This is a genomic window from Pedobacter sp. Leaf176 (assembly GCF_001424305.1).
Classification (GTDB): Bacteria; Bacteroidota; Bacteroidia; order Sphingobacteriales; family Sphingobacteriaceae; genus Pedobacter.
Map to the genome: position 1 here is coordinate 504,160 of NZ_LMPD01000002.1, position 12,428 is coordinate 516,587.

13 protein-coding genes are annotated in these 12,428 nt (G+C 35.6%); 5 read left to right on the forward strand and 8 right to left on the reverse strand.

Annotated elements, in window-relative coordinates; all coding sequences use genetic code 11:
- Positions 1-125 precede the first annotated feature (125 nt).
- The 5 genes from ASF92_RS07675 (at position 126) to ASF92_RS07695 (ending at position 6,190) form a co-directional block, all read left to right on the forward strand.
- On the forward strand, positions 126-911 hold the full coding sequence (locus ASF92_RS07675; RefSeq protein WP_056090350.1) for a LytTR family DNA-binding domain-containing protein: 786 nt from the start codon (positions 126-128) through the stop codon (positions 909-911).
- A complete protein-coding gene (locus ASF92_RS07680; protein ID WP_231729765.1) occupies positions 901-3,906 on the forward strand; it encodes a sensor histidine kinase in 3,006 nt (1,001 codons plus the stop codon). Before ASF92_RS07675 ends, ASF92_RS07680 begins: the two co-directional genes overlap by 11 nt.
- A gap of 246 nt (positions 3,907-4,152) precedes the next feature.
- On the forward strand, positions 4,153-4,719 hold the full coding sequence (scpB, locus tag ASF92_RS07685) for an SMC-Scp complex subunit ScpB (RefSeq protein ID WP_056090352.1): 567 nt from the start codon (positions 4,153-4,155) through the stop codon (positions 4,717-4,719).
- Between the two features lie 89 nt (positions 4,720-4,808).
- Positions 4,809-5,000 (forward strand): hypothetical protein, encoded by a 192-nt coding sequence (locus ASF92_RS07690; protein WP_056090354.1) that lies wholly within the window; start codon positions 4,809-4,811, stop codon positions 4,998-5,000.
- A gap of 71 nt (positions 5,001-5,071) precedes the next feature.
- Positions 5,072-6,190 carry a hypothetical protein gene (locus ASF92_RS07695; RefSeq protein WP_056090359.1) on the forward strand — a complete coding sequence of 373 codons (1,119 nt, stop codon included), beginning with the start codon at positions 5,072-5,074 and terminating at the stop codon, positions 6,188-6,190.
- Between the two features lie 92 nt (positions 6,191-6,282).
- On the opposite strand, the gene ASF92_RS07700 is transcribed toward ASF92_RS07695, so the two are convergent.
- The 8 genes from ASF92_RS07700 to mce form a co-directional block, all read right to left on the reverse strand.
- Positions 6,283-6,606 (reverse strand): helix-turn-helix domain-containing protein, encoded by a 324-nt coding sequence (locus ASF92_RS07700; RefSeq protein ID WP_231729766.1) that lies wholly within the window; start codon positions 6,604-6,606, stop codon positions 6,283-6,285.
- Between the two features lie 34 nt (positions 6,607-6,640).
- The gene (murC, locus tag ASF92_RS07705; RefSeq protein WP_056090366.1) at positions 6,641-7,993 is read right to left on the reverse strand and encodes a UDP-N-acetylmuramate--L-alanine ligase; all 1,353 of its coding nucleotides are present in this window, start codon (positions 7,991-7,993) and stop codon (positions 6,641-6,643) included.
- Between the two features lie 122 nt (positions 7,994-8,115).
- Complete coding sequence (gene prmA / locus ASF92_RS07710; RefSeq protein WP_056090369.1) at positions 8,116-8,955, reverse strand: 50S ribosomal protein L11 methyltransferase; 840 nt, start codon at positions 8,953-8,955, stop codon at positions 8,116-8,118.
- Positions 8,955-9,716, reverse strand: a complete 762-nt coding sequence (gene tpiA, locus ASF92_RS07715; protein WP_056090372.1) for a triose-phosphate isomerase — start codon at positions 9,714-9,716, stop codon at positions 8,955-8,957. The genes prmA and tpiA overlap by 1 nt, the downstream gene beginning before the upstream one ends.
- Before the next feature lie 49 nt (positions 9,717-9,765).
- Complete coding sequence (locus tag ASF92_RS07720; RefSeq protein ID WP_056090375.1) at positions 9,766-10,932, reverse strand: putative sugar nucleotidyl transferase; 1,167 nt, start codon at positions 10,930-10,932, stop codon at positions 9,766-9,768.
- A 72-nt stretch (positions 10,933-11,004) separates the two neighbouring features.
- Complete coding sequence (locus tag ASF92_RS07725) at positions 11,005-11,253, reverse strand: type B 50S ribosomal protein L31 (protein ID WP_056090378.1); 249 nt, start codon at positions 11,251-11,253, stop codon at positions 11,005-11,007.
- Between the two features lie 316 nt (positions 11,254-11,569).
- Positions 11,570-11,851, reverse strand: coding sequence for a hypothetical protein (locus ASF92_RS07730; protein ID WP_056090381.1), 282 nt, complete (start codon positions 11,849-11,851; stop codon positions 11,570-11,572).
- A 139-nt stretch (positions 11,852-11,990) separates the two neighbouring features.
- Positions 11,991-12,398, reverse strand: coding sequence for a methylmalonyl-CoA epimerase (mce, locus tag ASF92_RS07735; protein WP_056090384.1), 408 nt, complete (start codon positions 12,396-12,398; stop codon positions 11,991-11,993).
- Positions 12,399-12,428: the final 30 nt, after the last annotated feature.

Here is a 12,428-nt window from a genome sequence, read left to right on the forward strand (position 1 = left end):
TTTTTTACGTTTAGGGATTTTTAAATCTCGGTTTTGCTGATATATACGTGACAATTCCTTGGCCGGTTTTTGCTTTTTGATTTTTTTTTATAATTCGTTTTTAATACATTCACAAACCTATTATTATGACCGTATTAAAAGCTATTATTGTTGATGATGAAGAATTTGCCCGTTCATCTCTCTTCTTTTTGTTGCAACAGAATTGTCCGCAAATAGAAATTACGGGAATTGCACGCTCCGTTGCCGAAGCCAGGGATATCCTGGCACACCATTCCATCAATCTTATCTTCCTGGATATTGCCATGCCGGGAGGCAATGGCTTTGAACTTATTCCAAACGCGCAACAGCATAACGCAGCTGTAATATTTACAACAGCCTACGATCAGTATGCATTAAAAGCGATTAAAGCAAACGCACTGGATTATCTTTTAAAACCAATAGATATTGATGAGCTTAAAACCGCAGTAGATAAAGTCGTTGAATATACCCGACTGCATAAAACGCTCGATCAAAAGGATGAGCGCATTACGAATCTTGCATCAACTTTAAATAACCGAACAGATATACGAAAGCTAACACTTCCTCATGGACAGGGCTTTAAAATGATTGATGTGGACGACATCATATATATTGAGGCAGACAGTAATTACTCGGTTTTTCATCTAAACAATCACGAAATAATAACGGTATCTAAAGTGCTACGCGAATTTGAAGAAATTCTACCTTCAGAGCAATTTGTTAGAATACATAAATCGAGTATCATAAACCTCAATCATTTAAAAGAATATAACTCAAAAAATGGTTTACAGGTATTTCTGAAAAATGGCGATAGCATAAATGTGTCGCGCAGAAGGGCAAGTGATTTCTTTGAGAAAATTAAATTATTTACGAAATCAAACAGTGAGCATTAGTAAATGTATTTTCGGCGTGTTCGGAGGTTATGCCCGATATTTGAATACAAAGAAAGTATTTGGACTCAACCTGTTTCTGTTTTTTCTGTTTACATTATTTCCATCAAAACATACTACTGCTCAAACGACCTATCTTCCACATTATACTTCAAAAAACGGCCTTGCGAGTAACAACTGTTATTATATTTTACAGGATAAAAAAGGCTTCATCTGGATTGCTACTGACGCAGGTTTAAGCCGCTTTGACGGCACTAATTTTCAGAATTTCAGCATTGAAGATGGCCTGCCCGATACGCAAATACTGCAAATAAAGGAAGACAGAGAAGAAAGGCTTTGGTTTTTGGCGCTGAATGGGCAGTTAAGCTATATAAAAGATGGTAAATTTTATAACCGCAACAACAACAAGCTTCTAAAGGAATTAAATTCCAATACTGTAATCGTTTCTTTCCTGGAAGATAGTAAAGGCAGAATATGGCTGGGAACGAGTGCAAATCTGATTATAATGTGGGATGGAAAGTCCGTTAAGAAATTTATTTCACTAAAGGCTAACGAACAGTTCACCAATGCATTTCTGCATGAAGATGAGTCAGGCAATATCTATGCTTACAGCGATTTAAGCAGACAAAAATTTGATGGTAAAAGCTTCAAAATAACAAATAACAGAGTTAACCCTTTATCTTATATGACTGCGAGTAATGCGCCCGACAGGTCGCTTTACTACCTCGATGAAAAAGGTCTAAATCAGTATAAGCAAAACAATATAACCAACCTGATCGCCATTCCTGGTAACCTTCTTAAAAATATGGCGGGTTATTTTTATTATGACTACACGAATAAAGAAGTATGGCTGGCCAGCAATAATGGCGCACTTGTGATGGACAAGAGTGGAAAAACGGTTATGTATTTACAGGGAATTTCGGTTAATCAATCCATCAAAGACATTAGCGATAACATGTGGTTTGCAACCAACCAGGGGATTTACATGTTGCCCAATGCAAATTCGCGACTGTCGATTATCGATGCGGAATCCGGTTTGAGTAGTAACGTAATAAAAAGCATCACAAAAGATGCAAAAGACAGGCTTTGGCTTGGCACCGACGATGCGGTGATTGACATTCTTAATGTTAAAAACTATCAAATTGATGAAGTTGGGCTAGACGATTATAAAAAATACAAAACAATAAAACAAATAACTTTCGATCCGAAAAACGAGTCCATTTACTTCTCATCAGACTATGGCTTAGGCGTTTTTAAGAACATTTATAAAAACAGAGATGATGTGAAGTACCTGAAGGAAACGAACAATTCGATGTTTGTTATCAAAAATTTCAGCTTAAATGAAACAGATTCTAAACTAGCGTTAGCACTTTCATCGGGTGTAGTTTTCTTGTCCGACAGGTTAAATAAGCTGGAATTCAATTCGCTAAAATACCGTGAGAAAGAAGACTTCTTTAAAGACAGGTCTTATCATGTTTTTTATGATAGAAATGGTGGATTATGGTTTTCCAACGTGAATGGTTTATCTCAATTTGCGAATGGACGGCTAATTCAACATTTCCGAAATAATCTGCTTCTTACCAAAAGAATAAATGACATTCAGCAACTAGCGGATGGTACATTGATTTTAGCGACAGATGGCTACGGGATATTGTTTTACAAAAATGGTAGAGTCATAAAGCAAATCACCCGGAAAAATGGTCTTACAAATGATATTTGTACAAAAATATTTATAAAAAACAAAGAAATCTGGGTCCTTACCAATAAGGGGGTCAATAAGATTTCCGGTTACACTTCTAAAACGGAGGTAATCAATTTCGATTACGGCAAGGATTTACTGACGGAAGATGTAAATAATTTCTATATCGATGACAGCACTGCGTATTTTGCAACAAATAAAGGATTAATTCTTTTCAAATACCTCAACAACTATACAACACGTAGCCGTCCGAAAGTATACATTACTTCCATTATTAAGGATGGAGAACGCCTGCCTGTTAACCAAGACAATTTTATTTTTGAAAGCGGCAACAACACCATATTTTTTACCTTTGGCGCAGTAGATTTTACAACAAGCGACATTAGCTACCGTTACCGTTTGAATGAGAAATCAAAATGGATTGAAACGCGAACCCGCAGGTTGGACTTCTCTGCATTACAAGCCGGGGATTATCTTTTTGAAGTAAGCGCCAAAAGTCAGAATAATGATTGGGGCCCCTCATCGAAAATCGCTTTTACGATAAAAAATCATTTTTGGCAAAGCTTGTGGTTTCTTTCTGTTTTAATTCTTCTGGTAGGCTATGTTTTTTATAAACTCGCCGTCTACATCACGCGCAGGCAAAAAGATAAGGAACAGCAGCAATTACTTTTAAAAAACAGAATTTTGATGCTGGAGCAGCAGGCACTACAGGCCATGATGAACCCGCACTTTGTCTTCAATGTGATGAATTCCATTCAACACTACATCAATACGCAAAATACCACTTCAGCAAATAAAGTTTTAACCGGTTTTGCCAGATTAATTAGGAAAAATCTGGAAATTTGTACAAAAAGCTATATCACCATCGAAGAAGAACTGGAATACTTAAATTTGTATTTAAAACTTGAAAAAAACCGCTTTGGTGATAAATTTCAATATGTAATAAATGTAGATGATGATATAGAGCGGGACGAAACATTAATACCATCGATGCTCTTACAACCTTATGTAGAAAATGCGATATGGCATGGCATAATGCCTAAGGAGATGGGTGGGAAAATTGAAATTGACATAAAGTTACAGGACGAGAATTATCTTAACATCAAAATTATTGATGATGGCGTTGGTATTGAAAATTCTTTAAAAGAAAAAAAAGACAAACACATCAGTAAAGGAATGCAGTTAACCCGAGAAAGGTTAAATTTGTTGGGGCAGATTGAAGCAAAACCAATACAACTAGATGTTAGTCAAAACGATGAAAATGGGACGACTGTATTCATTTCTATACCTTTGAAATAATTAATTACCGTTTACTCAATTATTAATACCACTTACTAAATAGAGGTAACGTTGTGCTATCTTTAGCCTTAAACTTGTATTGAAAATAAACGATAGTGTTTATCGAACGTTCTTATAGAATTGATATAGATATTAATAACCTAACCTAAAACTATATCTTAATTCAGGTTTCATTTGTGTGTTAAAAGCGGTCTTGTTTTTTAAAAGCGAGACCGCTTTTTTTGTTCGAAAATTTTAATTTTGTTTATGCCGCACCGTAATATTACTAATCATATTGAAGCCCTCATCTTTTCTTCTGTTCAAAGTATTAGTGTACAAGAGATTATTTTAGCCCTTAACGCTGGTTCTGAAAATGAAATATTCGAAGTACAGGTTTTTGAAAGTCTCGATATAATAAAGCAAAAATACAGTGATAAAAATTTTGCTATTGAATTAGTGAATATAAATGATGGCTACCAGTTTTTAACGAAGAAAGCATATCATGAAACAGTAAATCAACTTCAGTTACATCGATCAAAGAAAAAATTAAGCCAGGCTGCCATGGAAACTTTAGCGATTATTGCTTACCGTCAGCCCATCACCAAACTGGAGATCGAACAGATTCGCGGTGTCAATTCTGATTACTCTGTTCAGCGGTTATTGGAAAAAGAGCTGATAAGTATTGATGGAAAAGCAGAAACTCCAGGTAGGCCCATTTTGTATACCACAAGCCATTTATTTATGGATTATTTTAGTTTAAATAACCTCTCCCAACTTCCGCAATTGAAAGACATAAGCAATGAGGAAAATACAATAGGTAATGCAGTGGAATAAATTAATTTTAAATTGTTTAAAACCAGTTTGTTATTAAAAAAAGTTTTTTCGTATTTTTAAAGTATAAAAGCAATTTTTATTTTTGTAGTATGAAAGCGCCAAAGAAACTCCTAACTAAGCCAACTACCAAAAAACAGGTGGATGAAGATGATGATCTTGAAGATGACGACATTCAAACTACGAAAAAGATACCTGTAGATGAAGATGAAGACGATTTTGACATTCCGTTAGATGACCTTGACAATTTTGACACTTTTGATGACGACGACGACGATTATTAATATTTAAAAATTATATATTTGAAAAGCATCCTACCGCTTGGTTGGATGCTTTTTATTTTTAAATCCATCCAATGCAAATAGTAGCTGTAAATAATTCATCGCTAAAAAATGATTTTTTAAACGTTCCAAAAATCCTTTACAAGAATGATAAAAACTGGATTTGCCCGTTAGATTCGGAAGTTGAAAATGTTTTCGATCAGAAAAAAAATAACTTCTTTAACCATGGTAAATGTACCCGCTGGATTTTGAAAGATGAAGATGGTAATTTAATTGGTCGGGTTGCGGCGTTTATAAACGAAAAAAAAGCATACAATTATGAACAGCCGACCGGAGGAATGGGCTTTTTTGAATGTATTGAAAATCAAAAAGCAGCATTTATACTATTCGACACTGCCAGAACCTGGCTTAGCGAGAATGGAATGCAAGCTATGGATGGCCCAATCAATTTTGGGGAAAATGATAGCTTTTGGGGTTTATTAGTTGAGGGCTTTACACCGCCGTCTTTCGGCATGAATTACAATTTTCCATATTATAAAAAGTTCTTTGAGGCTTATGGCTTTATAACTGAATACGAGCAACTAACCAATCATATCAATTTAACCATTCCATTCCCGGAGCGCTTTACAAAAATTGCCAATTGGGTTAGAAATAAACCCGGCTATACCTTTGAGTATTTCAGTAAAGCTAATTCTGAGAAATATATTGCTGATCTAATGGAAATTTATAATGACGGATGGCAGGATTTTGAAAACTTCGTTCCTATAAAAAAAGCCACTTTAGAAGCAAGTTTTAAAAGTATGGAGCCCATCATGGATGAACATTTAATCCAGTTCGCCTATTTTAATGGCGAACCTGCATCATTTGTTGTGCTAATTCCTGATGCAAACCAAATGATCAAAGGCTTTAATGGAAAGCTAGGTCTTATTGAAAAATTAAAGTTTGCCTACCGTCGCTGGGTTGGCGTTACGCGGATGCGTGCAATTGTTATGGGAACCAAACCGAAATTTCAGAAACACGGACTAGAATCTGTTCTATTTATAAGATTAGGAGAATATGTGCTCCCAAAAAATCAATATAAGGAACTGGAATTAAGCTGGGTTGGCGATTTTAACGAACAAATGATTGCTATTCATAAAGCCACCGGAGCAACATTCGGTAAAAAGCATTTAACAATGCGGAAGATTTTTTAATATGATAAAAGAAAGAACAAGGAGTAAAGATTTAAATGCCCAATTTACGTTAGCACTTTATTCTTTTATCATTGTTCTTTTTTCGTTGATCGCTATATCCCCAGTTTGTCATAAAGTTCGATAACCTTCTTACGAAGTCTATTGAGTTCCTCTTCTTTTTCTGACAATTCCTTTTTCAGAACGGAAAGTTCTTCGGATGAGCCCCCATTATCAGAATCACCAGAGAGAAGTTGAACAACTGAAACCTTAAAAGTTTTAGCAATTTGAAGCAAACGCGACACGTTTAAATCCGTTTGTCCGGTTTCAATTTTGCAAAAAGCAGGCGTGGAAATATTTAACAATTTTGCAGCCTCCGCCTGGCTTAAACCAAGTGCTACCCTACTCTGCTTAATGTGGTCTCCAATGCTTTTCATCATCAATCTGGATAAAGGACCTGTGTTTTGTAGTTAACTACCTTATTAATTCCTTAGCCAGCTCCGGCAGATCAAAGCCGGCATAATTGCCCGAACTCATCATTAACAAATTTGCATTTTTATAATTTAAACTCAAAAGATAGCTCTTGAGTTTTGAAGCTTCATTGAAGAATTTAAGCTTCGGATTTGAAAAGGCATCCTGAACATCCTGCTCAGAAAACGGTTCCATTCTTTTTTGCTCAAAAGATTTTAAATCGATAAAAACAATTGCTTCATCTGCTTTATCCATCGAACCAGCATATTCTTTCAGGAAATCTTTATTTAAACTGCTGAAGGTGTGCAACTCTATGCAGGCAACTAATTTACGATTGGCAAATTGCGCTCTTACGGCATCGATTGTCGCTTTTAATTTTGAAGGGGAATGCGCGAAATCTTTGTAAACATTAGTCGATTCGTCTGAAGAGATAACTTCTAACCGTTTAGCTGCACCTGTAAAAGAAGAAATGGCCTCATCGAATTCTTTTTCGCTAATGTTCAATTGTTTACACACCAACTTAGCGGCATTCATATTCATCAAATTATGATCGCCAAAAACTTCTAAAGCCGTTCCTTTGGGAAGCAAATATGTTATTCCGTTTTTAATTTCATGCGCAGGAATAGCATAACCGATTTTTGTAACCTTCGCCTCAGATTTTTCTACGATTTCTTTTAAATCTTTATCTGCTTCACAGTAAATTAAAGTACCGTTCTGTTCAATGGTGTTTATAAACTTGTCGAATTGAGCAATGTAATCAGCATAGGTTGGAAAAACATTAATATGATCCCAGGCAATACCACTTATTACGGCCACATTCGCTTTATAGAGATGGAATTTTGGTCGCCTGTCAATTGGAGAAGATAAGTATTCATCGCCCTCGATGATCATTACAGGTGCTTCTTTAGTAACCTTTACCATCGTTTCAAAGCCAGCAAGTTGAGCTCCAACCAGATAATCAAAGTCACGATTGTAGTAATTCAATACATGCAGAATCATACTTGTAATGGTTGTTTTACCGTGACTGCCCCCAATTACAACCCTTAATTTATTTTTGCTTTGCTCGTAAATGTATTCAGGATATGAATAAATTTTAACACCTAATTCTTGTGCTTTTAATAATTCAGGATTATCAATTCTGGCATGCATACCTAAAATTACAGCATTTAAATCAGTAGAAATTCTATTCTCATCCCAACCCATTTCAGCCGGCAATAAACCATATTTATCTAAACGAGATTTTGCCGGTTCAAAAATCACATCATCAGAACCTGAAATCTGATAGCCTTTTTTATAAAGTGCAATAGCCAGATTGTGCATTGCACTTCCTCCTATCGCAATAAAATGTATGCGCATATTATTTATGATTAAAGAGCAAGGAGCAATGATTAATGTAGGTTTTGATAAACACCCTTTTTATCTTGTCCCTTGCTCTTTGTTCCTTGCTTTTTTGTTCCTTACTCCTTGTTCTTTATTCTTTATTTCTTTTCGAACTGAGCGGCAACCCAGTCGCCGTTTTGTTTATGATCAACATACCTGATACCATATTTGGCACATTCTGCTGTGATCATTCCTAAATCAGGGTCGAGGTAAAAGCCGCTGAAAAATATTTTTCCCGCTGGTTTAAGCACTTCTGAATACCTGCTAATCTGATCAAGCAAAATATTTCTATTAATGTTGGCTAGAATAATATCGTATTGATCATTAGGAATAATCTCTTTACTTCCGCACAAAGCAATTAGATTTGAAACGTTGTTTAATGCGGCATTTTCGATTGTACTTTCGTAACAGATATCGTCATAATCGATAGCCACTAGGCTTTTAGCACCAAGCTTAGCAGCAAGTATGGCCAATATGCCTGTGCCGCAGCCCATATCCAGAACTTCCTTGTCTTTAATATCTGCAGCCAGAATGTATTGCATCACCATTGTTGTCGTTTGATGATGACCGGTTCCAAAAGCCATTTTTGGATCGATTACAATTTCGTAGGGATAAGATGGCTGAGGCTCGTGGAAGGTTGCCCGAACGTAGCAAACATCATCAATAATCAACGGACTGAAATTCTTTTCCCATTCTGCATTCCAATTTTCGTCGGCCACATCTTCTAAGGTATAACTTGCTTGAAAATCTTCAGCATAATTTGCAAGCAATTCCTTCAAATCGCTTTCATTAAACTTATCCTTCATTACAAAAGCTGTAAATCCGCTTTCATCATCTTCAAAAGTATCGAAGCCTAAATCTGCAAGATCACCTATTAGTAAGTCTTGCTGGTAGTCTTCAATTCCTTCGAATTTAAATACTGCTTTAATGTATTGCATTAGCTGTTTAAAGCTTTAATGATATCTGTAAAATCACGTGATTTTAACGAGGCACCACCAATTAAACCACCATCAATATCTTTCTGAGCGAATAAGCTTGCTGCATTACCCGGATTACAGCTACCACCATATAAAATTGTCGTATCATCTGCAACATTGAAACCATAATTGGCTTCGATTTCACTACGGATAAAAGCATGAATATCTTGCGCTTGCTCTGGAGACGCCGTTAAGCCTGTTCCAATTGCCCACACTGGCTCATAAGCGATTACTACTTTTCTGAAGTCATTCTCTGTTAAACTAAAAAGTCCTTCTACTAACTGTTTCTTTAAAACTTCATAATAACTTCCATTGTTACGCTCATCCAAAGTTTCACCGATACAGAATATAGGCTTTAAATCATGGGCCAATGCCGTCTTAGTCTTTGCCTCTAATAAAGCATCACTTTCAGCCTGGTATTGTCTACGCTCGGAATGGCCTAAAATAACATATTCAACGCCAACAGACTTAATCATTTTAGCGGAAATTTCGCCGGTATAAGCACCATTTTCCTTGTCGTGGATATTTTGGGCACCGATAGCAACATCATTACCACCTAATTTTGCTAAACTATTTAAATGAATGAATGGTGCGCAAATGATAGCAATCTGATCGCCTTTACGCTCATCTTTAACCATATTGACAATTTCACTGAATAACGACACGCCTTCGTTATAATCTAAATTCATTTTCCAGTTTCCTGCAACTATTTTTTTTCTCATCTGATTATTATTTAATTTGGTTTGGATGATGTGTTTAATAAAGCATCTCCTAGAACCGTCTATATTCTTGTGTTAAATTAAAAACTGCGCTCAAAATGTCTTTTTCAGCTTCATCAAAAGCCAAATCTCTTCTTGCATAAACTTTTTCTGCCGTTTCGAACATCTTTTTTAAACTGTAAACTTCAAAGCCCTGCGCTCCGCCCCAGGCAAAATCAGGAATGAAGTTACGTGGAAAACCAGATCCGAAAACATTGGCACTTACGCCCGCAACTGTTCCTGTATTAAACATCGTATTAATCCCACATTTTGCATGGTCTGCCATAATTAAACCGCAGAATTGCAAACCGGTTTTACGAAAACTTTCTTTACCGTAGTCCCAAAGCCTTACCTCAGCGTAATTATTTTTAAGGTTCGAATTATTACTATCTGCTCCGATATTACACCATTGTCCCAAAACTGCATTACCTAAATAACCTTCATGCCCTTTGGAGGAATAGCCCCAGATAACAGCATTATTAATTTCGCCACCTACCCTGCTATGCGGACCTATGGTTGTATTTGGATAGATTTTTGCTCCCATTTTAACTGAAGAATCATCCCCTAATGCAAAACTTCCCCGGATAAAACTTCCCTCCCAGACCTGTGAATTTTTGCCCAAATAAATCGGGCCTTGCAAACTATTAAAAACAGAACACTCTGCCGTTGCCCCTTCTTCAACGAAAATATCGTCGCCTAAAAAAGTGTTCGTCGAGCTTAAAGTTGATGAAGTTCTTCCTTTTGTCAATAATTCAAAATCTTTTTTTAATTCAATTCCATTATAGGTAAAAATATCATTGGGATAAACTATTCTAATGAAATCATTATTGTACTGTATCTCATCATTAAATGTAACCAGCTCTAAATTATCAGCATCATTACTACATGCTATAAGAACGTCTCCTTTAACCAACACTTGGCCTTCTTTCAAATCATTTATAGCATCAACCAAAGCATTATCAGGACAGATGGAACCATTAACTGATATTCTGGCATTATTTTTTGCGGGATATTTTACCGAAAGATAATCTTGTGTATTGAAACCAAAATCGGCGTTCAGATACTTTGCCCATTTTTCAGCTATGGTTAAAATGCCAATGCGTAGATCAGCTACTGGGCGTGTAAAAGTGAGAGGACGTAACGAATCCCAACTGGAATCATCAAAAAGATTGATTATCATAAGCAACAAAAATAAAAAAAGTCCCGATGCTTTTGGCAAAGGGACTTTAAAAAATGTCTTTTTGAGCTAAATTTATTTCTTAGCGTAACGGTTTTTGAATTTATCGATACGTCCTGCTGTATCAACCAATTTCATTTTACCAGTATAAAAAGGATGAGACATGTGAGAAATCTCTAATTTATAAAGAGGGTACTCATTACCATCTTCCCATTTAATAGTTTCTTTTGTATCTACACAAGATTTAGTTAAAAAAGCATATTCGTTAGACATGTCTTTAAAAACAACTGGCCTGTAACTTGATGGGTGCAAATCTTTTTTCATCGTATTTTTATTTTCTTTTAATTGTGATGAAGCTATCTCGCTAACGCTTCGATGGTTTCATTTGAATATTATTTTAAGTTATTTGTGTGAAAGCATCAAGAACATTTTTGCAATTTGCTGGCAACAACGCTTATGATAATTTCTATTAGTCTTTTCTACCTCTATTTTAGAGGATGCAAATGTATTAATTTATTTATTAAAAATCAAGTCGGATAAACAAAATATTCTTTATGTTTTAGATGATTCTTAATTTTTAAGAATTCTACGTAAAAATAAGTAATGCGTTAAAAAATCGTTGGTGCGAATAAGTTTCTTGTTAGCCATTTGAACTATATTTCTTCCAGGTTTCTATTTTGGCGAGTTGCCGGGAAATGTAAGTATCGGCAATAACTTCGGCAACACTTCTGTCTTCGGTGGTTTCGAGCAATTCTTTTAGTCTATATTGATCGACATCAGCTTTATACAAAATCTGAATCAATTTTGGAAAATCATTATCCACCAGATAAGCAAATGCTTCAATCAGCACTTTGCGCAATTGGTCTTCAGATAAACATTCTTCGATATCAAAATCTTTGCTAACGATTTTAAGGATAGACATATTTGTTTCGCTGATCGTTTTTTTATTGGCTAACCGCTTGTTTTCTCTCTTGCTACTCCATACTTGCGACTTGATACTCGATACTTGATACTTGATACTCTATACTTATCTTTTCTCCTTACTCTTTGCTCCTTATCCGCTACACCCACTTAATTTCCTGGCAAAGTTCAATTAAAACACCGTTCGTATATTTTGGATGCACGAAACAAACCATTTTATTATCAGCACCTTTTTTTGGCACATCATTTAACAGTACAAATCCGTTAGCTTTCAGTCGATCCATTTCTTCAAGAATGTCATCAACTGCAAATGCAATATGATGGATCCCTTCCCCTTTTTTCTCCAAAAATTTCGCTATTGCACTATCATCAGATGTTGCTTCTAATAGCTCAACTTTATTTTCGCCGGTTTTAAAAAATGCAGTATTTACTTGCTCTGAAGCCACAATTTCGGTTTTGTAACAAGAGGTATTCAACAAAAGCTCATAAAGCGAAACAGATTTATTTAGGTTGTTTACCGCAATACCGATATGATCTATCTTATTCATGGTTTAAAAAGGTTGGTTGAATGTAAAAAT